Source organism: Paenibacillus sp. 01T431 (genome assembly GCF_056398625.1).
This window is the reverse complement of record NZ_JBFTPT010000013.1, coordinates 118,772-142,450: the sequence shown is the minus strand read 5'-3', so window position 1 is coordinate 142,450 and position 23,679 is coordinate 118,772. Positions and strand designations below refer to the sequence as shown.

16 protein-coding genes are annotated in these 23,679 nt (G+C 45.2%); 5 read left to right on the top strand and 11 right to left on the bottom strand.

Annotation, left to right across the window (positions count from 1 at the left end; genetic code table 11):
• Positions 1 to 35 precede the first annotated feature (35 nt).
• Positions 36 to 500 (bottom strand): HPP family protein, encoded by a 465-nt coding sequence (locus AC1DM9_RS23130; RefSeq protein ID WP_477582429.1) that lies wholly within the window; start codon positions 498 to 500, stop codon positions 36 to 38.
• 115 nt (positions 501 to 615) lie between these two features.
• Between AC1DM9_RS23130 and AC1DM9_RS23125 the strand changes: the two genes are divergently transcribed.
• Positions 616 to 1,509, top strand: a complete 894-nt coding sequence (locus tag AC1DM9_RS23125; RefSeq protein ID WP_477582427.1) for a LysR family transcriptional regulator — start codon at positions 616 to 618, stop codon at positions 1,507 to 1,509.
• Positions 1,510 to 1,580: 71 nt separating this feature from the next.
• Here the strand turns inward: AC1DM9_RS23125 and AC1DM9_RS23120 are convergent, their stop codons facing one another.
• Together AC1DM9_RS23120 and AC1DM9_RS23115 are read right to left on the bottom strand one after the other, a co-directional pair.
• Positions 1,581 to 2,189, bottom strand: a complete 609-nt coding sequence (locus tag AC1DM9_RS23120; protein ID WP_477582425.1) for a P-loop nucleotide/nucleoside kinase family protein — start codon at positions 2,187 to 2,189, stop codon at positions 1,581 to 1,583.
• Positions 2,190 to 2,409: 220 nt separating this feature from the next.
• Positions 2,410 to 2,742 (bottom strand): hypothetical protein, encoded by a 333-nt coding sequence (locus AC1DM9_RS23115; RefSeq protein ID WP_076271644.1) that lies wholly within the window; start codon positions 2,740 to 2,742, stop codon positions 2,410 to 2,412.
• 141 nt (positions 2,743 to 2,883) lie between these two features.
• On the opposite strand from AC1DM9_RS23115, the gene asnB reads away from it, so the two are divergent.
• Positions 2,884 to 4,728, top strand: a complete 1,845-nt coding sequence (gene asnB, locus AC1DM9_RS23110) for an asparagine synthase (glutamine-hydrolyzing) (RefSeq protein WP_339209540.1) — start codon at positions 2,884 to 2,886, stop codon at positions 4,726 to 4,728.
• A 104-nt stretch (positions 4,729 to 4,832) separates the two neighbouring features.
• On the opposite strand, the gene rdgB is transcribed toward asnB, so the two are convergent.
• The 3 genes from rdgB to AC1DM9_RS23095 form a co-directional block, all read right to left on the bottom strand.
• Complete coding sequence (rdgB, locus tag AC1DM9_RS23105) at positions 4,833 to 5,483, bottom strand: RdgB/HAM1 family non-canonical purine NTP pyrophosphatase (RefSeq protein ID WP_477582423.1); 651 nt, start codon at positions 5,481 to 5,483, stop codon at positions 4,833 to 4,835.
• Positions 5,484 to 5,490: 7 nt separating this feature from the next.
• Positions 5,491 to 6,228 (bottom strand): ribonuclease PH, encoded by a 738-nt coding sequence (gene rph / locus AC1DM9_RS23100; RefSeq protein WP_339207827.1) that lies wholly within the window; start codon positions 6,226 to 6,228, stop codon positions 5,491 to 5,493.
• A 291-nt stretch (positions 6,229 to 6,519) separates the two neighbouring features.
• A complete protein-coding gene (locus AC1DM9_RS23095; protein WP_441875698.1) occupies positions 6,520 to 7,572 on the bottom strand; it encodes a GerMN domain-containing protein in 1,053 nt (350 codons plus the stop codon).
• Positions 7,573 to 7,703: 131 nt separating this feature from the next.
• Between AC1DM9_RS23095 and AC1DM9_RS23090 the strand changes: the two genes are divergently transcribed.
• The 3 genes from AC1DM9_RS23090 to AC1DM9_RS23080 all read left to right on the top strand — a co-directional run bounded on the left by AC1DM9_RS23090 (position 7,704) and on the right by AC1DM9_RS23080 (position 9,813).
• Positions 7,704 to 8,243, top strand: a complete 540-nt coding sequence (locus AC1DM9_RS23090; RefSeq protein WP_076271639.1) for a phosphatidylglycerophosphatase A family protein — start codon at positions 7,704 to 7,706, stop codon at positions 8,241 to 8,243.
• Between the two features lie 94 nt (positions 8,244 to 8,337).
• Entirely contained in the window at positions 8,338 to 9,018 is a 681-nt protein-coding gene (locus AC1DM9_RS23085) for a TIGR00266 family protein (RefSeq protein ID WP_076271638.1), read from the top strand.
• Positions 9,019 to 9,576: 558 nt separating this feature from the next.
• A complete protein-coding gene (locus tag AC1DM9_RS23080) occupies positions 9,577 to 9,813 on the top strand; it encodes a hypothetical protein (protein ID WP_477582420.1) in 237 nt (78 codons plus the stop codon).
• Between the two features lie 295 nt (positions 9,814 to 10,108).
• Here AC1DM9_RS23080 and glpX read toward each other — a convergent pair whose 3' ends face one another.
• The 5 genes from glpX to AC1DM9_RS23055 all read right to left on the bottom strand — a co-directional run bounded on the left by glpX (position 10,109) and on the right by AC1DM9_RS23055 (position 23,674).
• A complete protein-coding gene (gene glpX / locus AC1DM9_RS23075) occupies positions 10,109 to 11,080 on the bottom strand; it encodes a class II fructose-bisphosphatase (RefSeq protein WP_339207824.1) in 972 nt (323 codons plus the stop codon).
• Positions 11,081 to 11,330: 250 nt separating this feature from the next.
• Positions 11,331 to 19,892, bottom strand: coding sequence for a carbohydrate binding domain-containing protein (locus AC1DM9_RS23070; protein WP_477582418.1), 8,562 nt, complete (start codon positions 19,890 to 19,892; stop codon positions 11,331 to 11,333).
• A 164-nt stretch (positions 19,893 to 20,056) separates the two neighbouring features.
• Positions 20,057 to 21,790: an extracellular solute-binding protein gene (locus AC1DM9_RS23065; RefSeq protein ID WP_477510998.1), complete on the bottom strand. Its 1,734-nt coding sequence runs from the start codon at positions 21,788 to 21,790 to the stop codon at positions 20,057 to 20,059.
• Between the two features lie 127 nt (positions 21,791 to 21,917).
• A complete protein-coding gene (locus tag AC1DM9_RS23060; RefSeq protein WP_441875685.1) occupies positions 21,918 to 22,796 on the bottom strand; it encodes a carbohydrate ABC transporter permease in 879 nt (292 codons plus the stop codon).
• 23 nt (positions 22,797 to 22,819) lie between these two features.
• The gene (locus tag AC1DM9_RS23055; protein ID WP_076268055.1) at positions 22,820 to 23,674 is read right to left on the bottom strand and encodes an ABC transporter permease; all 855 of its coding nucleotides are present in this window, start codon (positions 23,672 to 23,674) and stop codon (positions 22,820 to 22,822) included.
• Between the last annotated feature and the right edge of the window lie 5 nt (positions 23,675 to 23,679).

Genomic DNA, 23,679 nt, shown 5'->3' with positions numbered 1-23,679 from the left:
GTATTTACCAACTGGATCAGCCCTTTTTTTTATTTCTATGACTTCAAATCTGCTGACTTGGTCGCCAAAAATTTCCTATAACCATAAGCGGCAAGCGCGATCAGCACCGCTCCGAATAGGACCGGAGTAAACAGATAGGACCAGCCCGCATGGCTTAGCATGACAACAAGCGGATCAGCACCAGCGGGTGGATGAACTGTTCTTGTGAGCTGCATCAGAAGGATGGACAATCCAACAGATAGTGCAATGATCCATGTTGAATCTCCGAAGAGATGCAGCATCACAAGACCTGCTCCAGTGCTGATCAAATGGCCTCCAACAACATTTCTGGCTTTGGCAAGCGGACTATCTGGCAAAACAAACACGATAACACAACTGGCCCCAAATGGAGCCATCATCAGCGTAATCGACATTAAATCGCCCATGGTCAGCAGCAATGCGATAACAACGGTGCCAACAACCGCAGCCGACAGCGGCTTCCATTTTTTATTTCTCAGCATTTCTCATTCCCCGTTTCTCTTATTATGACATCATGCTATCATAAGAGCAATCATTCGAGAATTGAATGTTTACAATAGAACCCATTTCAAATTCCGATACCTAAGGGGAGTTAACATGCTGGAGTCTTGGGAAGGACGTTTTTTTATTACATTTACTGCGGTGCTGGAGGAGAAAAGCTTCAGCGGTGCCGCTGATCGTCTCGGTTACGTTCAATCGACGGTAACCTCACATATTCGACATTTGGAAACAGCAAGCGGCAAAAAGCTCTTTCACCGTTTGCCGCGCGGCGTAGAGCCAACAGAAGCAGGCTTGCTGCTAGCTCCCTATGCGTATCAATTTATCCAGCTTGGACATTCGCTTCAGGATGCGTTCTCGGAGCCTGGCATGCCGTCTGGTATTGTTCGAATTGGAGCTCTAGAGTCGTTTGCCATCTCTCATCTACCGCATTTTTTAACCGGCTTTCTCCAGCAATACACCAAGATCAAGCTGCATTTAACGCCTGGCCTGCAGCATGATATTACCGCACAAGTCGTAAACCATCGCGCTGACCTAGGTATCGTCCCCAAGGCTCCGGAACGTGACGACCTTCTATTTACACCTTTAATAGAAGAGAAGCTCTTGCTGATCTGTGCTCCTGCGCTGGAAGAGCGCTTCGCGCAGCTCGGATGGAAAGCGTTGCACGACAACGCCTTCATCAGCTTCGGGGATCAGTGTATCTACCACACTTATGGACGCGATATGCTGAGAGAAGTTGATGTTGAGCTTGCCGATCATTTGTCTTTCTCCAGTGTTGAGCTCATTAAGCAGACGGTTGCTTGCGGAATGGGCATCTCATTCATACCTGAATCAAATGTAGCTAATGAGGTAGCCGCAGGTACGCTGCTGTCATTGCCCTTGAACCAAGAGCTCCTACTGACGCATGGCATTATTACACATAAAGCACGTGAGCCTAAAGCTGCGGCACAAGCCTTTATCCAGCAATTGAAATCATTTTTGAAAACCGTTTAATCACAAAACCACAAATAAAAAGGCGGCTTCATAGGGAAATTCCCCAAATGAAGCCGCCTTTTCTTATTATATTAAACGGATAATGTTGCCTGCTTTTCATTAACAAATTGGAATAATTGCTCGGCTTTCTCTTCCGTTAATTCTCCGCTATTATCAAACACGAGGATGGATGAGTTAGGAATATCCCAGTTGATTTGCGGAACAAATGCTATCCGCTTCTCAAAGTCGCCCCAGTTGTCCAGTTTCCACTGATCGCGCTCTGTTTGACGCCCAATGATCCGATTTTTTTGCAGCTCCATATCCAGCAGCGTGACAACAACCACCTTAACGTCTACCTCGTTCATCGTGAGACCTGCTGCTTCAACAACCTCTTCGATCCACTGTTTGTTTTTCAGTTCTGCCGTAAAAGGTGAAATCATAAATACGTTTTGACCCGCAGCCAAATTTTCAATACATACGTCCTTCGCCGTGTCATATTCCAAATCACGCAAATGCTTTTTGTAATAATCAGAATCCCGGTCTCTTTTATCAAGTCCGTTTAACTCCAATATAGCCTCAACAAAACGACCGCCTATCGTATCCCGGTCAAGAAAAGCAGCTGGAATGCGAGCAGACAACTTTCTAGCTACCGTTGTTTTGCCCGTCCCCGCTACTCCGACAAAAAAAACTAACTTTTGCAAAACGAAAACCCTCCACTATTTTTTGTAGAAGTATATCATTTTTTGCAGCAATATAATAGAAATGATTACTGAAAAGCAGCGATATAATTTAGAAAAAACACTCTTTTTCATTTTCATAGTATCAATCATCTTATATTTATTTATTGTTTTATAAAAAACAGGATGTTGCCGCTGTTATTCAGCTTCTGCAACACCCTGTTTATGCTTACTTATCCGCTTATTAAAAAAACTGCATCGATTCGATATGCTGCTTCGTCGTGTCCGTTCCAAACTCATACAATTGCCTGTAAATACGCTCAATCAACTGATCGTAACCAGCATTGATTTCGCCATCGCTTGCTGAGCCAAACGGACTGTGCGAGAAATGAAACATCTCCGCTTCATCCATGCTGGACAGCTCATCAAACAGCTCTCTAAGCTTCGTATGCTCATTTTCGTTCATTATAATCTCAAGCTCATACGCAGCTGCCTGCGGATCCTCTAATATTTGTCCCGCCTGAACAGAAACGAAATAATGCTTGCGTTCTTCACTGCCTGCTTCTTGCTCTGCCATCAATCGCACACTCCTTCCTGCATTTATTACTTTTCACAGCCACTTCTAGCATCCCCCGTCGGACAGACATTTTATCCCTTATTCTGCATATAACTGATATTATCGCTACTTTGAGACCAGCAAAAGAGAGGAATGAGATCAATGTGTGGAATTACCGGCTGGATCGACTGGAACCGTGATCTGACTAAGCAAAGTGAAAGCTTAGAGAAGATGACAGACACCCTTGCACCGCGCGGTCCCGACGCTTCCGGTACGTGGATATCAGCTCATTGCGCTTTAGGCCATCGACGTTTATCCGTAATTGATCCGGAGAACGGGGCACAGCCAATGATTCGCCATACCGGCGACGACAAATATGTCGTTGTCTATAACGGGGAATTGTATAATGCACCAGAACTTCGCAAGGAGCTTGAAAGCAGGGGCAGAATCTTTACGACAAATTGTGATACAGAAGTGCTGCTGGTCGCGTTTATGGAATGGGGCAAGTCGTGCGTAGAGCGTTTTAACGGAATATTTGCTTTTGCCATATGGAACGTATTAGAGCAAGAACTATTTCTGGCGCGTGATCGGCTTGGCGTCAAACCGCTGTTCTATAGCACACAGGACGGTTTGTTTATTTTTGGCTCCGAACAAAAATGTATATTGGCACACCCTGCCGTGAAGCCGGAGGTTGGAGCGGAAGGGCTTGCTGAGATTTTTATTTTAGGACCAGCACGCACTCCAGGCCATGGTGTATATAAGCAAATCAATGAGCTTAGACCCGGCAAGTGTATGACCGTCAATCACGCTGGCGTGAAGACGATTACGTACTGGCAGCTTGAGAGCAGCCCCCATGGGCAAAATATAGAAGAAACAGCTGAACAGGTAGGAGCGCTACTGAAAGATACCGTTGAGCGGCAGCTTGTCTCAGACGTTCCTGTATGTACCCTACTGTCTGGCGGCCTTGATTCCAGTGCGCTAACTACACTCGCTGTCAATTATTACAATGAGAACGGGCAAGGGAATGTCCACACGTACTCTGTTGATTATGCGGACAACGATAAACATTTTAAGGCACATGCCTTCCAGCCTAATAGTGATGCGCCATGGATCGAGAGAATGACGACGCATCTGGGCACAATTCATCATCCTATACAGTTTGATACACCTGATTTGGTCGGCGCATTAAAAGCAGCCACCTTTGCTCGCGATCTTCCGGGCATGGCCGATGTTGATGCTTCGTTGCTGCTCTTTTGCCATGAAATAAAAAAAGATGCAACCGTAGCAATATCAGGCGAAGCTGCCGATGAAATTTTTGGCGGCTATCCTTGGTTTCATCGCGAAGAGGCTTTAAATGCAAATACCTTCCCTTGGTCGCTCGCTTCAGTTATGCGTGCTGATCTGCTCGCGCCTGACGTTGCCGCATGGATTAAACCGCTTGACTACATTGGGGATCGTTATTCCCAAGCGATAGCAGAGGTTCCTCATCTAGATGGCGAATCTGAGCAGCTGCGGAAGATGCGTCAAATGTCGTATTTGAATATTACCCGCTTCATGCCAACGCTTCTAGACCGCAAGGATCGAATGAGCATGGCAGCGGGCCTTGAGGTCCGTGTCCCTTTCTGTGATCATCGGTTAGTTGAATATGTTTGGAATATCCCATGGGAGATCAAAACATCCGGCGATCGCGAAAAAGGAATATTGCGCAAGGCGCTGCGCGGTGTATTGCCTGAGGACGTATTGACTCGTAAAAAAAGCCCCTATCCTAAAACGCATAATCCGAACTATTTGGCCGCAGTCAAAGGGCTTTTGTTAGATGTACTGAACGATTCCAGCTCCCCGCTCCTTCCATTAATTAATGTAGAAAAGGTTAGAGCGCTAACCGAGTCGGAATCCGCAAGCTCGAATACCCCTTGGTTTGGTCAATTGATGTCTGGTCCGCAGCTATTCGCTTATTTATATCAGGTCAATTTATGGTTGAAGGAATATAAGGTCGTCATATCTTAAGCTGACAAGGATAATGTTTTTGTTCTCATCACAAAAAAAAGCAACCCCATCCGCTAAAAGCCGCTGCATTCAGCTGCTCTTGGATAGGGTTGCTTTTTCACTTATTATGCTTGTTCAAGCAACGGAAGGAGCTTTCTTAATGCATCGCCGCGGTGGCTGATTTGCTGCTTCTCTTCCTTAGACAGCTCGGCCATCCCGCGATTCAAGCTAGGAAGCCAAAACAGAGGATCATAACCGAAACCTCCATTGCCGTGAGGATTATCCGTGATAACGCCATCCACTGTACCCTCCGATTCCAGAAACAAACCGGTCGCCGGATCATACAGCGCTAACGCGCATACGAACTGCGCATTGCTCAGTAATTTGGACCCGTCTTGCAATTCTTCTCGTTCTGCATGATCAGCTAGTTGATGAAGCTCCTGAATGAGCTTGGCATTGTTTTCACCGTCAGTCGCATTCTCACCTGCATAACGAGCGGAATAGACGCCTGGATCGCCATTCAGCGCTGCAACGCGCAAACCTGAATCATCAGCCAGCACAGGAACACCAAGAATGTCTCCCGTCGTCTTAGCTTTGATGCGAGCATTGGCGGCAAACGTATCGCCATCTTCCACGATATCCGGAATTTGCGGATAATCCAGCAAGCTTTCTACCGATTTATCAAGCTTCTGAAGCGCATGCGCGAATTCCTTCACCTTACCTGCATTTTTTGTAGCTACAACAATAACAGCTTGATTTAATATGGAATGTTTCATCAGAATACTAACCTCCGATTCGCGCCGCCAAAGGACCGAGAATATCCTTTTGCTTGCTGATCAACTCGTGAATACCCTCTTCTCCAAGTTGCAGCAATTGGTTAAGCTCATCGCGCGAAAATGGTGCTTCCTCGCCAGTTCCTTGCACCTCAACAAATTTGCCGCTGCCCGTCATAACAACGTTCATATCAACCTTAGCTTTGGAATCTTCCTCGTAGTTTAGATCAAGCAGAGCTCTCTCTTGGATGACGCCTACACTTACCGACGCCAAAAAATCTGTAATCGGATATTTTGCAAATTGAACCTTCTCGGAAATTTTGTTAATTGCAATGGAAAGCGCGATAAACGCACCCGTAATAGATGTCGTGCGAGTACCGCCATCGGCTTGAATAACATCGCAATCAAGCGTAATAGTCCGCTCACCTAGTGCTTGCAAATCAATGACCGAACGCAATGCACGACCAATGAGGCGCTGAATTTCCATCGTCCGTCCTGTCAGCTTACCCTTAGCCGCTTCACGAATATTGCGTGTATGTGTTGCGCGAGGCAGCATTGCATATTCAGCAGTAATCCAGCCTTTTCCTTGCCCTTTCATAAATGGAGGTACTCTATCCTCCACGCTCGCTGTACAAATGACCTTCGTCTCTCCAACCTCGATGAGAACCGATCCTTCTGCGTATTTATTGACACCTGTCGTTATGGTTACCGGCCGAAGCTGGTTCGGTTGCCGACCATCGTTTCTCATTCTAATTTCCTCCTGAGTGCTAGCGTTTTTCGATTAGAAAACAAAAGTATCCCATCCTGCAATCTTTCCTATTTTAACAAAGTAACCTGTGAATTGCATCCGCTGCCCGTGAAAAAGAAAAGTGAAGCGGTCATGTTTGTACCCATTCAGCTGATCAGTGGAAGTTTTTGCATGCTTGCTTCTGTTTAAAATAAACCGTTCAGACCTAATAAATGCTAATAAATGCACAAAAGAGGCTTTTCAAAAGCGTTCACTTTTGATCGGCCTCTTTGTACATTCCGGAGTTATCTCTTATGACTTAATAGCATTGACGTGATGCGGTCTGCCTACAGGCTCGCTATAGGAGTTGTTCGCTTCGTCCGTAAAGTTAGATTCTCCATTTACTTTAATTTGAACCGTTGCTGCTTTCGTATTTTCAGTGATAGAAAGAACGAGTGCCTGAAGCATTTCGGACGGAAGCTTCTGACCTTGCTGATACGCTTCATCCTGCAAATCTACAGTGACAACATCACCTTCCTGAACAACATCCTTCACTTGTACATCCGGAAGGATTACACTGGTCAACTCTTTTTTGTTAAGCGGACCCGAAATGAGCTGTTCCAGCGCTGCTTTCGTCGGAGTCTCCGAGCGAGCGACTAGTCTTGTAACTGGCACATAATATTGTTCGTCGTTTAATGTTTGAGCGGAGAAGTACAGCGTTACAGGCGTTGATTGCGCATAGTTCACACCGTCTGCTGCTTCGATATTAATGCCTACTGAACGTGTCAGCGTATTGTCAAGCGGGAAGCCGTCTTGTGGCATTTCTGGCAGCTTAGCGCCTTCATACCAAATTTCTACGCCTTCAATCCCTGGCATAGCTGTCAGAGTCCATGTGATCGCTTCAACGATAGTACGTTCGTCCTGTGGATTGTAGTCACTGAACGGCTCAGAAAATTCTACTTTAGCAAGCTTTTGCTCTTTATCGTATTTATACGATTTAATTTGAGTGCCTTGCGGGATAACTGCACGGAAATCCTCAGGCAGCTGATTCGCGTATGCCCCATTCTCGACCATCATTTCCAGTGCCTTTTGTGCGGCTTGCTCATTCGCTCCCAGCGAGGTCTGAAGTGAGATTGGAGCCAAATAACCGTTACGATCTTCAAGATATACCGTCATTTGCGCTTCTTCGCCAACTCCGATTGCCTGTCCAGTTTCTGCACCTTCTACTCCATCCTTAACCTCAACCTGCGGCGGATCGATTGATTGGCTTGTCTGCTTGGAAAACAGACCACAACCCGAAGTAAGAATGGGCAGCACGAGAACCCCCGAAAGTACAGCACCCCTAATCCATCTTTTTTGAATCATATTGACCTTTCCTCCCTAATCAAGTTTTGCCTAGCGGCTTTGTACAACTCCTTATTTGTAGTACTATGTATACGAGCCCTTCCCTTTTTTAGACCAGTTTTGTCCATAAAATCCTAAGGGGGAACAAAAACATGTCCAATCCCGAAACTTATAGCCTCAACAGCCGCAAAGTGGCTGAGGCTACAGACGAATGGCTCCTCAAACGCGGAGTAACAAAGCTGGCTATCGCCGAGCTCGTACATTTTTTGCAAAAAGACTATTTCCCTGGCTTAACGCCTGAGGATTGTATCGTCCATATTGATGCCGTCCTATCGAAGCGCGAGGTGCAAAATGCCGTTTTGACCGGCATCCAGCTTGATATCCTCGCCGAGGAAGGCAAGCTTATGGCTCCGCTGCAGGATATGATCAAGCATGACGAGAGTCTTTATGGATGCGATGAAATTTTGGCATTGTCCATTGTCAATGTGTATGGAAGCATCGGGTTTACGAATTTTGGATATGTCGATAAGCTGAAGCCCGGCATTTTGGTCAAGCTGAACGACAAAACCGACGGAGAAATCCATACGTTTTTGGACGATATCGTTGGGGCTATCGCTGCATCGGCAGCAAGTCGGATGGCTCATCGCAGACAAGCAGAGCGTGAGGGTGTTACACAGCCTCCGCTTGACTAAATGGAGTTTGCGAGGCTTCGTTTTACATTGTGACCTTAATGCGATGGAGGCGAAGCAGATATTGCTTAAGCAAAACCTTTGAGGAGGTTAATACATGAACTATGATATTTTTTATAAAGGCGCCTTTGCCATGCTGAAGGTGAGGCTCAATCCGGGTGAGAGCGTGAAAGCCGAAATGGGTGCAATGGTGTCCATGTCCCCTACCATCGATCTTAAAGGGACAACAGACGGCGGGTTTATGCGCGGGCTCGGTAGAATGTTAAGCGGAGAGACGTTCTTTTTCCAAGAGATGACTGCAAATCGGGGTCAAGGTGAAGTCCACCTTGCCCCTCCTTCTCTCGGTGATATTGAAGCGATTGAACTCGACGGCTCTTATAAGCTTTATGTGCAAAAGGATGGTTTCTTAGCTGGCACCAGCGGCATAGAAGTCAACACAAAAATGCAAAACCTAGGCAAGGGACTCTTGTCGGGCGAAGGTTTCTTTATTGTAGAAATCAGCGGCCGAGGCACGGTGTTTCTCTCCTCATATGGCGCGATCCATGCTCTAAACTTGAGCCATGGCGAAGAAGTCATCATCGATAACGGTCATTTAGTTGCTTGGCCTGGCTATATGAACTATACGATAGAAAAAGCGTCTAAAGGCTGGTTATCCAGCATTACGAGCGGCGAAGGTCTCGTATGCCGCTTCCGCGGTGAAGGTGTCGTTCTGATCCAAACGCGCAATCCATCCAGCTTTGGAACTTGGTTGAAAAAGTTCATACCAGGCGGCAACTAACGTACTAATAGTCAACATTAGCACTTCTACTTAACATTTGAGTTACTTTTACGGAAGAAGTCCCATTCAGCTGTGAGCGCATTTACACACAATGAAGCACTAAAAGTAAGCAGCCACCTCACAGGAAAACTAACAGGAAAACCTTCCGCTAATCTCATTAGTGACAGACTTCATATCGGTTTACTAAAAAAACTCCCGCTTATTCGACAACATCTACTCTAAAGAGAGCATGTACTCGAATTGACGGGAGTTTTTCAGTAATATGCCACCTCGCTCATTGAATTTAGAGTAACCGGAGTGAATCGAGCTCAGCATCGATATTAGTTTTAGGTGGGGCTGATGGGTTTATGGGGTTTATGGGGTTTATGGGGTTTATGGGGTTGACTAGTTTGTCGGAGTTAATGTGGTTCGACTGGTTAAGCTCGCTCGCATCACTAACGGACATAGGTTCCGCTATTATGGTGAATAAAGCTCAATTTGAATTCTAACGGACATCAGATCCGTTATTTATGACGATTGAAGCGTAAACACGGCTTTTGAAGCCAAATAAGAGACTGTATGTCCGTTAGATCTTTAAAAATGGGGAATTCCAAGCAAATAACGGATCTGATGTCCGTTAATTCCTCTATGAGGAACGCTTACGCAATAAAGGTTAATAGGAGCGTTTCCAGCACGAAATCAATATTAGTTTTAGTTGGGGTTGATGGGGTTGATGGGGTTGATGGGGTTGATGGGGTTGATGGGGTTGATGGGGTTGATGGGGTTGATGGGGTTAGACCAAGTTTGACAGATTAAGCTCGCGCGCAGCTCTAACGGACATAGGTTCCGCTATTATGGTAAATATAGCTCAAATACAATTCTATCGGACATCAGATACGTTATTTACGCGTATTGAAGCACATTCATGGCTTTTGAGACCAAATAAGAGACTGTATGTCCGTTAGCTCTTTAAATACGGGGATTTCAAGCAAATAACGGATCTGATGTCCGTTAATTTCCAATCAGCTGAATTATATTCTTTCTGCTCATTGTATTATTAGAATGTTATTTCTATGGTGGTCGACCTAGCGGCCGACCACAACATTCATAGTTATTTATCATTATTTAAAAATGTTTTATTCGGCAAATAGTGCATAGCACGTACGAAACGGATCGTTTTGGTCTTAGCGCGCATTACGATGGAATGCGTTTCTGCCCTCTCGTCAGGAAAATACTGTACTCCGCCCAAAAACTCCCCTGGCGTAACGCCTGTTGCTGCAAAATAAACATCGCCAGTTCCAATCATATCCTCCATCGTAAGCACGCGATACGGATCTTCTATTCCCATTTTCACGCAGCGATTGTACTCATTGCTATCCGCCGGCATCAGCCTTGCTTGCAGCTCGCCGCCTAAACACTTCAGCGCTGCCGCAGCCAGTACACCCTCTGGCGCTCCTCCTGAGCCTACATATAAATCAATACCTGCTTCAGGAAATGCAGGTGCCATCGCGCCTGCAACGTCACCATCCGACAAAAATTTTATACGCACACCCACGCGGCGCAGCACCTTGACGATCGCTTCATGTCGCGTCCTGTCCAAAATCATAACCGTTAAATCCGAAACTTTCTTGTTTAAAGCGTCAGCCGCTTTACGGAGCGTTACATCCATCGGATCAGTTATCGACAGCTTGCCAACAAGAGCAGGACCGAAAGCGAGCTTCTCCATGTACATATCAGGAGCATGCAAAAGCTGGCCTTTTCCTGCGACTGCAAGCACGGACATTGCATTGTTAAGTCCTTTGGCTACGATTTCCGTACCTTCCAGCGGATCAACCGCTACGTCAACCTCGGGGCCGTTCAAGCTTCCTACTTCCTCCCCAATGTACAACATCGGCGCTTCATCCATTTCCCCTTCGCCTATGACGACAGTACCGCGTATGGACACTGAATCAAACATGGAGCGCATCGCAGATGTTGCTGCTCCATCAGCGCTATTCTTATCGCCTCTTCCCATCCAAGGCGCCGATGCGAGCGCAGCCAGTTCCGTTACACGTACAAGCTCTAATGCTAATTCTCTCTCCATGATCCAGTCTCCCTTTGCTTTCATATGACGGAATAAATAATTAGAACACATGTAGAGGTCATTTCCGTTATTTAATATGTAACATATATTTATATATGTCGCAATATATATTTACTATTCTTCATTAAATCATCATTAATAAACAAACGTTTACCTTAAGAGCAACCATCGTACGTCAAAAAGACAAAAGAGCATACTTCACAGGATTCCCTGTAAAAGCATGCTCTCTTTATCACTCTAAATAAAACAGTTATTCATAAACCTCAATCTCAATAAGTGATGGAACATATGGAGGAAGACCTTTTTCTGTCACTAAAATACGAACATATCTAGCCTCCGCACTGCTTGCAAGGGTGATCGTTTCAACAAAGTCTTCCGCTCTCAATTCTCTGTTCAAGGAATGTACCGTCTTCCAATCTGTGCTTGCTGCCGATAAGTCGCTTCCTGCTGCAGCAACTTGAATATCGATCGCTTTTCCATATGCAGCTTCCCAAGTCAAAATGATTTTATTAATGGAATGAACTTTTTCCAAATCAATATAGAACCATTCTGCATGATACGGAGCTGTATTATTGTCACTCCATTTTGCTTCCCATCGTGTACCCTTATCGCCATCTGTTATCAAATGAGCAGGAAAAACGGTATTAAAGCTTGATGCAACAGCGTGCTTGTTAAGCGCTAAGTTCACTAGCACTGGATTTGGAGTGGTTCCAGGATCCGGATTGCCTCCGTTTCCTCCTCCTTCGCCGCCGCTTACCCATGTGCCATACACTTCAAACTCCCACAGGGAATAACCGTAATTGGTGCCCCTAGCAGATCCAACCATTCGAATATGCCTTGCTTCTTGCCCGTTTAATGTAATGTTATCGAGACCGCCATTGCCTGCAGCTTCTGTAAATACATCCGTCCAGTCGCTTTCTCCAGGCGCTGCCGCCGAGGATACTTGCAGCTTATAAGCTTTTCCATAGGCTCCCTCCCAGCTCAGAACAGCACTTTCCAGCTTATAGACTGCGCCTAAATCAATAGAAAGCCACTGAGGATCTGTTGACTCCGACTCCCATCTCGTATTGCCCGCTCCATCTACAGCGTTAGCTGCTGGTTGATTGCCTGATGATGCAGCAGCAGCTTTATGAAGAGCAATGTTTGCGGCAGCCGTCTTCACCTGCTGCTGCACCTCGCCGATGCCGTATCCAGCTGCGGCAACGGTGATGAGATACGTTTTGACACTAGTAAATAAATCAGCATTAAGCTTGATTTTTCCCGCATCAACCGTGTAGCTGCTGCTCTGGACAGCTGCACCGTCAATCGTAAGCTGCGTAATTGCGGCACGCCAAGCAGGGGAGTCTGCAAATGTCAGCTCAATTGTCTGTCCGACTTTGTTTTCAGTCGAATCGGCTGCTAATACCGGTGGTGCTGCCACTTCACGAATAGCGACATTATCAATGTAAATCGTATGCTCACCATCAGGCGTAACAATAGCACCATTTACGACGTTGCCAAGCAAAAACTTAAGAGTCATATCCACGTTGCTATTTGGCCGCAAACTTTTCTTATAAACAGCAGCTGAATCACCAGTCAGATTAAAATGTACGCTTTCAGTATTGTTATATCCACCCAGCTCCACTGCAATCGGACGATTAACTGTTGACCATGCGTTAAAGGAAAGCTCATAGGATTTGCCTGCCTCTAGCTTGATTCCGCTTTGGTTGAACTGAGTGGACCAGCCGACAGGAACATTCCATTCTGGGTGCATTCCCCCATGGTAATAGATGTCGATTTGGGCAACACCATCTTTAGGTGTATATTTCGAATCTCCTCCATCACCAAACCAATGCACCCAGTTAGCTGACCCATTCGTCATTCCACCGTTTAGTACAAAGTTGCCATCTGCTGCAAGCATTAATTGATTAACACTTGTATCCGCAAAACCCGTCGATTTGACATTAATCGTATATAATTGATCGCTTGCAAAAACAGATTGATCAATCATGATGCTGCCAGGCTGAAGCGTATACTTTGCACCAGCAAGTACAGCTCCATTCACTTCAATTGCACTAATCGCCGTTCTCCACGCTTCGTTGTCTACAAAACGGATTTCTACCGCGTTCCCTATTAGGTTATCCGTTTTATCTGGTATTAAGGTTGGCGGGCGCAGTATTGGCGCATCCTTCACCTCCAGCACAACATTATCAAAGAAAATGTCATGCGGTGCAGCTGCACTTTTTGGAGTTTTGCCAAGTAAAAATTTAAGCGCAACATTATCATCGGTCATCATCTTAAATGTAAATTCAAAATGCTGCATCGAAGGCGTCAGCATCAAAGGTCCCGTATAAAAACGCCGTGTATAACCAGCATTTTCGAGAGCCGCTTCGATGTCGCGTGCTACCGTCGAACTCGCATCAAAAGAGAGCACATACGTCATCCCCTTGGAAAGCTTAAGGTTCGACTGGTTAAACATCACGTTCCAGGCTTCCCCTCCTACGTTTGTTACCGCTATTTTTGCAGCTCCATTCGATTCCGTGAATGCTGCTGTACCTCCTTGCGTAAACGGCTCCCAGCCGCTTAGCCCATTGGAGAAATCTCCATTCTTAAGCGGAAACAAATCGACGCCTGTAAAATCAACATTCAAATTTGTTGTGCGAATAAGCTCAATGCTATCCAGCTGAACCCCAGCGTTGCTGCCGCCTAGCAAAAATTCAAGCTGCGCTTCCTCGTCTGTTACGTTAGGAGGCATCGTAAATGAGAGCTTATGCGAACTATTCGATGTATCTAGCTGAATCGCGTGTGAACCTAAATAAATCGTTGATCCGTCTTTGCTCTTAAGCTGTACGGTAATGGTCCGAGCGGCCGAAGCTTCTGCATCAAAGGTCAGCTCATACGAATCCTTTTGCAGCAGATTAATGCCCTGTTGGGTTAATTTTATAGACGAAGCATTAGTACCACCATCAGAAATATTAACGTTTAACCTGCGCAATAATGGATTCACACTGATGTCAGCAGCAGCCGAATCCGTTATTTTTGTGTTCCAATAGAGCAGACGATCCATCGTCCCTAGATCAAAACCTCCATTGTAAATGTGATTGCCGTTATTTAGTGGAGCTTTTGCAGCACTTGGTTCAATTAACTCATCGATTTCCTCTAAATGAACATTTCCGATCCACACATCATTTACGTTTTGACCTAAATTGAATTCCAACCTCGCAGCAGCATTTGTTTTGTCAGACATGAGGAAGCGATACTCATAATGACCGACCTGATCCTTCAAGGATGCTTCAAAGTTGTCAGAATAAATTCCCCAGCCGCTGTTCGCATCCCCGCCAAACTTCAAGCTCATGCTGCGCGGCGCTGATGCCTTTGCATCAAAGCTAATTTTGTAGGCCTGGCCTTTAACAAGCGTTACATACTGGACAAGCTGCAAGGAATATGGCACATTCCCGCCATTCGAAATGTCTACTTTGGCAAATGGTGACCCGTCAATCGGATCAACCGAAACCTCACCCGCTCCGCCAAATTCAGCCCCATGAAGGAAATTCCAGTAATTCATATCTATTACCGGATTTTCTACTGTGATGTTCTTAACGCCATGAGTATAAGCAGGATCATAAATGAAATTGCCATCTACAGCCGCTTTCCCATTTTGCGGGAACGAATCCTTTACAAGCATCGGTTCAACAGGCACCTTGTAAGGTCTGCCAGTAAGCTCATAAGCACGCACATAGTCAATCTCCATCTGAGCTGACAACAAGGAAGGATCAGGCTTCAACCCGCCGTCATAATTGCCTCCTACAGCTAGATTGAGAATAATGTAAAACTCCTTATCAAATGGTGCTGGAAAAGCATATTTTTCGGGTTGATCTGCTCCCCAGCTATTCCAATCATTAAGCGTTTGAAACAAATTCCCATCCACAAACCAGCGCAGCTCACCTGGTTCCCACTCTAAAGAATAAGTATGGTAACCCGTGATGTCCTCACCTTGGGGAAATTCATACTGCGCACCGGTAATTTTGTTATTAGGAGCATTTTTGCCAAAATGAATGGTACCATCAAGTTCACCTGGCACTCGTCCTCTAGCTTCCATAATGTCAATTTCACCTGAGGAAGCCCATCCGCCGTATTCACTGTCCTTCGGCATCATCCAAAACGCCGGCCATAAGCCTTGACCCGCAGGGAGCTTAATCCGCGCTTCGAATTTGCCATAAGCTTTGCTGAAGGTTGGACTGGTCCAAAGCCGGCCTGACGTATATTGTTTACCGCCAAAATTCTCTTTTTTGGCTTCGATAATCATTTGGCCATTCTCTATCTTTATATTTTCTTTCTTATAAAACTGCAGCTCGTTATTGCCCCAGTCGCCTACGCCATACTCACTGCCGTTGCCAAGCTGATACGCCCACTTGTCAAGATCGACACCGTTTGTATCCAGATTATCTCCTACGCTGTCAAACTCATCATTCCATACGAGACTCCATATGTTTTTCTCTTGAATACTTTGGATCACTTGAGCAAGCTCATAACCAGTTGACCTAATCGTGATCGTGTATGATTTAACTGCACTGAATTGGTTCTTATCGATTGTTAGCTTTCCTGAGGCAAGCTGATACGCTTCTTTAGGAAGCTTAGATTCATCGACAAATACATCAGTTATCGCATTTCTCCAAGCCTCATTATCATTAAAGGTAATGTCGATATTTTGACCCAATTCATTATCGGATACATCTTTTGAAAGTACTGGAGGAAGCAGCAGCATAATATCATTTGAGCTGCGAGCCTTCTCGCCTGCTGCTTCCTTAGCTCCTTTCAGTTCAAGATGCACATTGTCGATAAATACGTCATGTGCCGCAGAAGGAGCATCAGGCTGCACTCCAAAAAGCAGTTTATAGGTTGCGTTGTCATCCTTTGCCATAGTGAACTCGTAGCTGTACTTTTTAGTAACCGTATCAAGCTGCAGCTTTTCATTTAAGAAACGATTATATGCGCTGTTCTCAACAACCGCTTCAATGGTTCGCGGCGAAGTTGCTCTGGCCAAAAAGGTAACGACATACGTTTTGCCTTTAACTAGCGCCAATGAGCCCTGCTGCAAAACAATATCCCACGCATTCAAGCCAGCGTTCGCTATCGCAACTTTCACCGCACCATTGTCATCTGTAATGGCTGCTCTCGAGGGGCCATCATAAATGCCCTGAATATGTGTGCTCCAATCCTGCATTCCTGCATCAAAATATCCATTTTTGATCAAGAAGGCTTTACTTCGTGCATCCTGCTGCTCCACATGTATGTTGTCAACAAATACATCATGCTCGCCTATTACAGCTGCACCGTCCAGTTTACCGAGCAGCAGCTTAAACGTCGGCGTAATGTCGCTCTGAACAAGCAGCTCGTAGCTGAACGTTTGTTTCGTCTGCGTCAATTGCACCTTTTTGGACAAATAACGCGTGCTGCCTACTTCAATAACAATTTCCATTTCACGGTTTTTGGATGAACTTGCATCTAACGTTACCGTATACGTTTTGCCTTTAAATAGATTAATATTATTTTGCATCAGCATAACGTCCCAAGGATTAACACCTTCGCTCGCAATCGCAATCTTCATCTCTTCGTTCTGAGCGTTAAAGTCCGCGCTTGAGCCCCATCCGTCATAACGTCCCTGCACATGCTCGCTCCAACTCACCTTGCCACTCGAGAAGTCGCCATTTTTCACCGGAAATTGATCTGCCAGCGCCAATTCGCCCGTGTTGTTGTTAGTCAATCGAATCATCTTAATATCGTCTAAATAAATGTCAGCCTGATGGCCGCCTAATAAAAATACCAATTGTCCATTAACGTCATTAGACTGCTCCATCGCAAACTGAAATGTATACTCCTTCATCTCGGAGGCAAGCGAGATCGTCTCTGGAGCGGCATAGGCCGTACCATCTGATTTGTACACACCAATCTGAATGGAGCGTGCAGAAGCTGCTCTAGCCTTAAATGTTACCTTATAATCGTTTTCTTTCAGTAGATTGATACCCGACTGCGTAAGCGAGATCGACTTCGGCTCTGTTTCGCCATCAAGATTCGATATTTTAAGTTCTCTAGTGTCAGCATTCACCGATGCTGCAGCGTTGCCTCCAGCCTTATTGAAATTCCAATAAGTCAGACGATCGATTCGACCTAGGTCGAAGCTGCCGTTATACACATGATTGCCGTTCAACGGCTCTTTAGGGTCGTTATCATGAAACGGATCTGGGGAGTCGGTTTCTTCAACCTTCACATTGCCGATCCAGACCGGATTCGTGCTTAGTCCAAGGTTGAATTCGAGTCTAGCCAGCGTATCCGTCTCGGCACCCATTTGGAATATCATTTCATAGGATTGGATATTGTTTGTCAGCTTTACATCCATAATATCGGAGTACGTCGTCCAGCCGCGTGTTTCCCCGCCGCCAAATTTGACGGTCGCATTTCGATTTGCATTCGATTTAGCGTCAAAAGTAAGCTTATACCATCTGCCTTTACCAAGCGTTACATTCTGAATGAGTTGAACCGCATGTATGGCATTCCCGCTGCTCGTAATATCCGCCTTGGCATAATTTACACCATTTAAAGCTTCAACAGAAATCGAGCCGTTACCTTGGAATGTGCTTACATGTACAAAATTCCAATAATTCGTATCTAAAGCTTGATTCGCCTCAGCAATGGTTGTGAACGGCTTGCTGTAGCTATTATCATGAATAAAATTACCTGCAATCGGTTCTTTATATTGATCTGGATATGGCTCTGAGTCGACGCTAGGCTCTACAGGCGTCTTATACGGTCTGCCAGTTAGCTCATAGACACGAACATAGTCGACTTCCATTTTCACTGGCAGCAGTGATGAGTCGGGTGTTATCCCACCGTCAAAATTACCGCCAACGGCCAAGTTCAAAATCATGTAAAACGGCTTATCAAACGGAGCGGGAAACGCATATTTTGCAGGTTGATCTGCTCCCCAGCTATCCCAATTATTAAGCTTCTGGAACAATTGTCCGTCAACATACCAACGAATTTCACCAGGCTCCCACTCTACACCGTAAGTGTGATAGTCGGTAATATCCGTTTCTTCTCCAAAAATGTAATCTGCACTTTTTGACTTGTTTGCCGGCCAGTTTTTACCGTAATGAATGGCACCGCCGACTTTTTCCGGTAAGCGGCCGCGCGCTTCCATAATATCGAGTTCTCCAGATGAAGCCCAAACCCCATACTCGCTATCCTTTGGCATCATCCAGAAGGCAGGCCAGATGCCATTGCCTACCGGCAGCTTCATCCGAGCTTCAAATTTTCCATACGTTTTATTGAAAGTAGGCTCTGTAAATAGTCTGCCTGATGTATATTTCTTGCCGCCAAAACCATCATCGTCAGCGGTGATCGTTAATTTCCCGTCCGCCACCTTAATATTTTCGGAGCGATAATACTGTTCTTCATTGTTCCCCCAGCCATCAAGGCCATATTGAGAGCCCGTGCCTAACTGATAAGCCCATTTGTCGAGGTTAACGCCGTTTGTATCAACGTTGTCGCCACTTCCATCAAATTCATCATTCCATACAAGCTCCCATTCATCCACAGGTGCTGTTGTTGGTGTCGCCGTCGGTTCTGTCGTAGGCGAAGGTGTCGGTGAGTTTGTCGGTGCTGCTGTTGGAGTTGGTTGCGGAGTCGTTTGACCGCCACCACCGCTTTGACCTGAGCCAGTCGGTTGTCCTGTTTTTACAATTCCGTTCTGAACAGTGATATCACTGCTTTTGCCTAAGCTATTGCCATTTAATGTCGTGCTTGAACCTGTATTAACTATTTGATTTACAGTACCATTTACCTGAATTGTCGTTCCTTCAGCTGTATCCGAAATCGTAAGTAATTGACTGCTTGCTCCAGCATCAATTTGTATATTAGATCCCTTTTCCACAATAAGCTGCTGCACCTGCGAAGAGCCTGTGAGTACGACGCGTACTTTTCCAGCAGGTTTATTCACAATAAGCTTATTCAGCTTCGAATTTATAAAATGAATGCTGTTGATTCCGCCCCCATTGATGTAGACCGTTCCTTTCACATCCACATCCGTTAAAAAGACATCGCCTTCGCCAATTCCCTGCGTTAAGAACAAATCCTTATCGATAACAGTTTTGTTGATCTTTACTCCCGCTGTATTTACGACAGCATTTCCGGCTATTTTCAAATTTTCATAGGTGCCGGCTGCATTAATGATTTCACCAGCAATTCGGTCAAGCAATGTGATGGCCTCTGCACGAGTAATCGGTTTTTTCGGCCGAATGGTTTGATCCGGATAACCCGTTATGTATCCTCCTGCCAGCAGCTGCTCTAACGGTGCTTTTGCATAAGCTTGTACTTGATTATAATCCGTAAAGCTAGATAGCTGATTCCCATCTACTTCAGCCTGCTTAAACAGTTCGGCTATTATTTTCGCAGCCTCCTGCCTCGTAAGTGGTGCGTCAGGCTTAAAGCTGCCATCCGGGTAACCGGTAATCACTCCAGCTTCCAACGCAGCAGCAACCTGCTTGCTGTACCATGCGTCAGCGGCTACATCTATAAAGGTATTCGAGCCTTTAGCTTCAAACTGAAAGATAGCATGGACCAGCTTTGTAAATTCAGCTCTCGTCACTTGACGATCAGGCTGCAAGCTCCCATCCGGATATCCGCTAAGCATCCCCTTAGAAATCCATTTTTCCAGCACTTTCTCGCCCCAATGCGCCGTTCCCTTCTCATCTGTGGCTGTCGCCGCACTGACAGCCGGCAAGCTGCTTGTGAGCATCATGCACACCAATATTATGGAGATAAACCGTTTATTCATGCTTCTCCTACATCCTTTCCGGATTATGAAATAAAATGATAACGCTTACTTGTCTTTTCAAGGAAACAGCCTGCCCCTTACAGCTAAATGATAAACTGCAACGTGACAGACTGTTTTCTCTATCTATTATACTTTTACATGATGCCTCAGCTGAAAATAACTCCTTATTTTACGCTGTTGTACCAATCGTTAACTTCTTTTGTAATTTGCTCGCCGCCTGATTTTTTCCAGTTTTCAACCATCGTGTCGAACGAATCTACCGGTTGTTGGCCATATACGATTTTGCTAAACGTTTCATTAAGCAGCTTGTTCAGAAGCTCGTTTTTGCTTTGCATCGTTTCCGTCAAAGGACCCATGTAGTAGTTTTTCATGCGGATCGAATTTTGGTCCATAACCACTTTCATGGCATCTGTATTCTCTTTTAGACGAGTATTAAACTCTTGTTTCTCGTATGGCGTTACCGGCTCTGCACCGCCAGCAAGCTTAACATGCGTTTCTGCATAAAGAGTAGGAATACGAGCGCCTTCAAAAGTGAGCGTGTAGTAGAGCGGTGGTGCTGTTTGATCCTTCAAACCAGGGAATAGGTCTGGGTATTTTGCAATATCCGCAGTAATAGAGCCGTCTGGAAGTGTTGCATAATCATAACCTTCTGCGAAGCCCTTCTCGAATTCGCTGCCCGGCTGCGGGTTAGCCATATTATCGAAGAACCAGTTATAGTAGTGTAAAATAGCTTCAGGATTTTTAGCTTTTTTGTTTACGAATACATAACCGTTTGCTGGCGGGTTGCCGCCTGCGGAACCAATTTTGCCGTCTGGACCAGCAGGAATTGGATACGCTTTATATTTTGCGCCAGGAACGTTGTTCAGAAGATCTGGGAAAGGCCATGCTGGAAGCCAGTTTGGTCCAAAAATAATTCCCGCTTCGCCTTTAGTAAACAATTCCGAGCCCGTTGATTCATCAAGCAATGCTGAATCTTGTGAAATGTAGCCTTTGTCTAACCATTCTTTTAATTTTGTTAATGCATCTTTAGCTGCTGGATTGATCGAACCATGTGCCAAAGATCCATCCGCTGCTTGATTCCATTGACCAGGCATTGTGCCATAAGCACCAAACACGAAGCCGATATCAGTCATCCAGTTAGCGAAGCCATTTTTGAAGCCCGTTGCAAGGCCAATTGTATCTGCTTTGCTGTCTCCATCTGGATCATTCTTAACGAATGCTTCCATAACCGTTTCCATTTCTGCAAGCGTTGTTGGAGCCTTAAGGTTAAGCTTTGTCAGCCAATCCTCACGAATCCACATGACATGATCAGCGTTGTAGGCATAATCTAGAATAGGCAAGGCCATTTTGTCAGCGCCCCGGCTAATTGGCAGCCAGATGGTTGGATCAAGATCAAGGCCTGCTTTGTAAGTATCGTTCGCGTATTTGTCGACCAAATCGCCTACCGGCATAAATTGACCGGAGTCGATCAACATATTAACCGTTTCCATATCTCCGCGGTAAGTGACAACATCCGGCATTTCCTCACCTGATGACAGCATAAGGCGAAGCTTTGTTTTGTATGCATCATTCGTATTCGTTACAACCCAGTTGTATTTAATGTCAATGCCAAGTCTTTCTTTGATAAGACGAGTATGAACATTATCCTCAATGGACTCGCCTTCTTTGAAGATTGAACCATTTTGGTTAAGACCCCAAACTGTCGTTAACGTAATTGGTGTCGTATACTTGCCATCCGCAAAGCCTTCAGTGCTTCCTTCTTCAACCTTGGCTGGTTCGTTGCTCGCTTTGTTTGTTGCTGACGGACTGTTAGTCCCCTTGTTCGTGTTGTTTCCAGAACAAGCTGCGATTGCGAGCATAAATGATAGTACCAATAAGACCGAAAGCGACTTCTTCATGCCTTTACCCCCGTTAGTTAATTTTTGTTATTATTAACGATATTTGTAATATCGCTTGTTACCAATATACAGCTCGCTTTACAGCTCCGAAAGACCACAATTTTGTTATTGATGCCTTTTTCTTGCACTATTCTTTGACAGCCCCCATGATGATGCCTTTCACGAAATATCGCTGTAAAAAGGGGTATACAAGCAGTATCGGCAACGTACCAATGAAGATTTGCGCGGATTTAACGGTACGCTGCGAGATATGCTTAAGCTCGTTGACATCGGGATTTATTTTATTAAAATCCTGCTGCACAATAATCGTTTGCAAGAAGGTTGCTAATGGATATTTTCTATAATCTGTAATATATAACAATCCATCAAACCATGAATTCCAATGAGTTACCATTGTAAACAATGAAATCGTAGCTAAAGCCGGCATTGAAATGGGTAAAAATATACTCCAAAGCGTTCGGAACTGTCCCGCTCCATCCATGAGCGAAGCTTCCTCCAGCTCCTTCGGTACTGCCCGAAAAAAGTTCATTAGAAGCACCATATTAAATACGTTGATCGCCCCTGGCAGAACAAGCGCCCAAATCGAGTTCATTAAATCCAAGTTGCGAATAAGCATGTACGAAGGAACAATACCACCACTGAACAACATCGTAAAGAGAAAATACCACGTATAGACCGAACGGCTCTTAAATGTCCGTCCATCTTTGGATAATGCATAACCCGCTAGAATCATCAAAGTCATGCCGACGAGCGTGCCGAGCGCCGTACGCTTAAAACCTACAAAAAGAGCATTGTGAAAATTATCGTTATTCAGCGTTTTGGAATAGGCTTCAAAGTTGAAGCCAATCGGCCATAGCTTGACCAGATTCGCGTTGGCTGGCGAGCTGGCGCTTAAGCTTACAGCTAGAATATGAACGAGCGGAATAATACAAGAAATACAAATGACCGCAAGCAAAATATAGTTAAATACTGAAAAAGCTTTATAACCTGTTGTTTTGTGATACATGCTTTTTCTCGCCCCTCTCTTTCCTAGAAAATTCGATAACCTGCGTATTTGTATGCCATTCGGTAAGAGAAGACGATCATGATCAAACCGATTAGAGATTTAAACAAACCAACAGCTGTTCCAAAGCTGTATTGACCATTCAATATCGCTGTCCGATAGACGAACGTATCGATAATGTCTCCCTTATCGTATACAAGCGAATTGTATAGATTGAATATTTGATCGAAGCCCCCGTTCAAAATATTGCCGAGGGACAACGTGCCTACGACAACCGCGATTGGAATCATCGACGGAACCGTGATGTGCAGCGTCTGCTTCCAGCGCGTGGCGCCATCCACCTCAGCCGCTTCGTACAATGAAGGATTTACACCCGCCAGTGCCGCAAGAAACACGATGGTGTTAAAACCGAAGTTTTGCCAAATATCGCTTACGATAACGGTAAAACGGAACCAATCCCCGTTCCCAAGCCAGAATACAGAATCTATACCGAGACTGTTGAGCGTTTGATTCACGATTCCTTTACTGCCCAGCATGTCAGTAAGGATCGCACCTAAAATTACCCATGATATAAAGTGCGGCAAGTACACCAGAGTTTGTACCACTCGCTTAAACAGCATTTTTCGAACCTCATTAAGCAGGATCGCGAACGTGAACGGCACGATTAAGCCAAAAACGATCTTTAAGCCCGAAATGATTAAAGTGTTCCAAATGACCTGTTTGCTGTCTGGATACTCAAACATAAAGCGGAAGTGCTCCAGTCCAACAAGCTTCGAATGAAACATGCCGTTATAAGGTTTAAAATCCTGAAAGGCCATAATTAACCCGCTCATTGGTACATAAGCAAATATAAAGGTAACAATAGCCGCCGGAAGCAGCATGAGAT